Raw genomic sequence first — 3,285 nt, 5'->3', positions numbered from 1 at the left:
TATACATGACGTCCTCCGAAGTGCAAGCTTTTTCTTCATTTTTCGCATTTTTTCCTGCACTATTATTATATCACATTCTTCTGATTTTGTCGATATTTCGGAGAATATTTGTGACTTGAGGAGAGACTAAATAATTATTGAAAGCCGTCCTTCCAACGACGGATATCACTCTTTGCAAAAGGAAATGAACCAATAACAAAATTATCCTTTTCAAGCTGTTCCTGTGTGTACCACGGAGAAGTCACTGTGCCCTCTGTATGGGTAAGGATATGAAAGCAAACAGAAGGAATAAAACTCTGTCCGATAAGGTAGCATTTTTCACCCTTTTCGTTTATTGCCTCATCAACTATCATCACAACATGACGGTCATCACAAATAATATCGCCAATGGAAAGCTCATCGACAGAAATGACATTCGATTCCTTTTGTAGTGAAAGCGTGCCTGCATAGCGCATGACCTGCTTGAGGTAATTTCTGTACTGCTGCTCGCTGTTGTCAGGAAGTCCGAATGGTATCTCAAATGAATAGTCAGCAAAAACAAGCATTCTCATACCTTTTCGCCAATTATTGTAGGAACACTCGTCGCCATTTGAAAACAGAAAAGATATTTTGTCAAATTCCCCTTTTTCATAGAAATAATCGCTATAAAGCCTTATAATACTGTCCGCACACTGTTGATAGCCATCAGTTCCGAGACTAATGTCAAATACTGCAGCTACATCAGTGGAACTGATAGTCGTCCCATCATATGCCGGAATCTTTATATCGTCGGGAAGAAGCGAATAGTTTCGCAAGTATTCCCCGAAGCTTCCCTCATTCACGTGCACACGTTCATATCCTTCAGGTGGGATTATTCGCGTTTCAAGAGTCTTGCCGTCAGGAACTAATGACTGCACCTGGTAAAATCTTCCAGCAGACTCAATAGTTAGCTCAGCAGCCTTCCACTTCGGGTTGACACGAAAATATACTGCAGTTAATACCAACGCAATAAGAATTATCCAAAACGCTATACGAATAGACCTGTTTTTTCCCTTTGGTTTATCTGTAATACTTTGTTTTTTTATCATTATTATCTCCTTTTTCACCTGCAAGATGTAAATTATCTATAATTCATTGTATCATAGAAAAGACACAAATGTCAACTTCAAATCACTGCACATCTTAAATAATTACAGTATTTCAGTAATATTTTGAATCTTAGAATACATAAAGCCCACTCACGTGGGCTTTACATTATAATTTTCTTCTTGAACCTGTAAGGCGATTAATTATTTAAATTTGCCGTGTTTTTCGTAATCAGCTACCCTTATTATTTCGTTCTTGTCACCAACAAAAACCACCTTCGGCCGATGAGTTTTTATTTCCTCAGGAACCATATTCGCATAGGACATTATGATAACATAGTCCCCCTTCTGTCCCGAACGTGCAGCAGCTCCGTTTAGGCAAATTATACCGCTCCCGCGTTCTCCTGCTATAACATAAGTTTCGATGCGACTTCCACTGTTAACATTTGATATATGTACACGCTCATATTCATAAAGTCCTGCAGCTTCCATAAGATCTTCATCAATAGTAACGCTGCCAACATAGTTGAGTTCCGCCTGAGTTATAACAGCACGATGAATCTTGCTTTTAAGCATTGATATTTCCATAGCTACCTCCTTATAACTCTTCCGTGAAGAAGTTGTCGATAAGGCGTGTACTACCGATATATACTGCCATAGCACATAACGCAGGACGATCTAAAAAAGTTATCTGTTGCATTGTAGCACTATCCACTATTTTTACATAATCAATACGCGCAAGAGGTTCAGCTTCTATGAGCTTTTTCATTTCTCCGATGACAGCGGAGCAGTCGCTCTCGCCATTTCTGACCATATCCATTCCGAGAAATACAGCCTTGGAGAGTACAAGGGCAGCCTTCCTTTCGGCTTCGTTAAGGTAAGTGTTTCTTGAACTCTTTGCAAGTCCGTCAGCCTCGCGGACGATAGGACAGCCGATTATCTCAATGTCCATGTTGAGGTCATCCGCCATGTGGCGGATAACGGCAAGCTGCTGAGCGTCCTTTTTGCCGAAGTATGCGCGGTCAGGCTTCACGATATTGAAAAGCTTCGATACTACGGTGCATACACCTCTGAAGTGCACGGGACGGCTGAGACCGCAGAGCTCCTGAGTGAGAACAGTCATGTCCACAAAGGACGAAAATCCCTCATGATACATCTCTGAAGGCTCGGGATTGAAGATAAGGTCGCCGCCGTGTTCTTCCACCAGCTTTGCGTCGCGGTCGATGTCACGGGGATAGCTTTCAAGGTCCTCCGTTGGTCCGAACTGCATTGGATTAACGAAATCAGACACAACAGTTCTATCATTATCACGGTGAGAAGCGTCTATAAGGCTTGCATGTCCCTCATGGAGATAGCCCATTGTGGGAACGAGACCAACTGTGAGCCCCTGAGCTCTCCATTCCTTTACCTGTGCACGTACTTCATCTATAGTTTTTACAACTCTCATTTCACTTTTCCTCCCTCATAAGCTGTTCGATAACATCATCTTCAATAGCGTAGGTATGCTCCTCAGCAGGGAATGTACCCTCTTTGGTCTCGCTGATATAGTCGGCGATGCCCTTACGCATTACCGAACCCACATCTGCAAAGCGCTTTACGAATTTAGCCGTGTGACCTGTGGTAAGACCCAGCATATCCTGATATACCAGTACCTGTCCGTCACAGCCGCTGCCTGCGCCGATACCGATAGTAGGGATAAAGAGCTTACCTGTGATGATTTCCGCAAGCTTAGCGGGGATACCCTCCAGCACAACTGCACAGGCGCCTGCCTCCTGTATCTTCAGAGCGTCCCCGATGAGCTTCTTAGCCTTGTCAAGGCTCTTGCCCTGAACCTTGAAGCCGCCGAAGGCGTTGACAGACTGCGGAGTAAGTCCGAGATGTGCAACAACGGGAATAGACGCATTGACGATAGCCTTTATCTGCTCGCAGACCTCAGCGCCGCCCTCAAGCTTTACAGCGTTGGCGCCGCCCTCTTTGATGAGCCTGCCTGCGTTGATAACAGCTTCCTGTACGCTGACCTGATAGGACATGAAAGGCATATCAGCAACTATGAAAGCATTCTCTGCGCCTCTTGAAACTGCGGCGGTATGATGGATCATATCCTCCATAGTCACGGGGAGCGTGTTTTCGTAGCCCAACATTACCATGCCCAGTGAATCGCCGATAAGTATGGCATTTACGCCGCACTCGTCGATGATCTTCGCTGTTGTGTAGTCGTAAG

At 44.3% G+C, this 3,285-nt stretch carries 4 protein-coding genes; all 4 read right to left on the bottom strand.

Annotated features, from left to right (window positions below; translation table 11 throughout):
- Positions 1-134: 134 nt before the first annotated feature.
- Complete coding sequence (locus tag QZZ36_RS12845; RefSeq protein ID WP_295082467.1) at positions 135-896, bottom strand: DUF4846 domain-containing protein; 762 nt, start codon at positions 894-896, stop codon at positions 135-137.
- Between the two features lie 372 nt (positions 897-1,268).
- Positions 1,269-1,652: an aspartate 1-decarboxylase gene (gene panD / locus QZZ36_RS12840; RefSeq protein ID WP_295082464.1), complete on the bottom strand. Its 384-nt coding sequence runs from the start codon at positions 1,650-1,652 to the stop codon at positions 1,269-1,271.
- 10 nt (positions 1,653-1,662) lie between these two features.
- A complete protein-coding gene (gene panC / locus QZZ36_RS12835; protein WP_295082461.1) occupies positions 1,663-2,511 on the bottom strand; it encodes a pantoate--beta-alanine ligase in 849 nt (282 codons plus the stop codon).
- Position 2,512: 1 nt separating this feature from the next.
- Positions 2,513-3,285 (bottom strand): 3-methyl-2-oxobutanoate hydroxymethyltransferase (gene panB / locus QZZ36_RS12830; RefSeq protein ID WP_295082458.1); only part of this gene is annotated, 773 nt, incomplete at its 5' end.

This window comes from Ruminococcus sp. (assembly GCF_016287535.1).
Lineage (GTDB): Bacteria > Bacillota > Clostridia > Oscillospirales > Ruminococcaceae > Ruminococcus.
Note: the sequence above shows the minus strand (reverse complement) of the source record. Positions and strands in the feature narration are given on the sequence as shown.

What these genes read in the sequence shown, in the direction of transcription:
- panC (WP_295082461.1), bottom strand. Translation starts at nt 2,511, where the DNA reads ATGAGAGTTGTAAAAACTATAGATGAAGTACGTGCACAGGTAAAGGAA.
- panD (WP_295082464.1), bottom strand. Translation starts at nt 1,652, where the DNA reads ATGGAAATATCAATGCTTAAAAGCAAGATTCATCGTGCTGTTATAACT.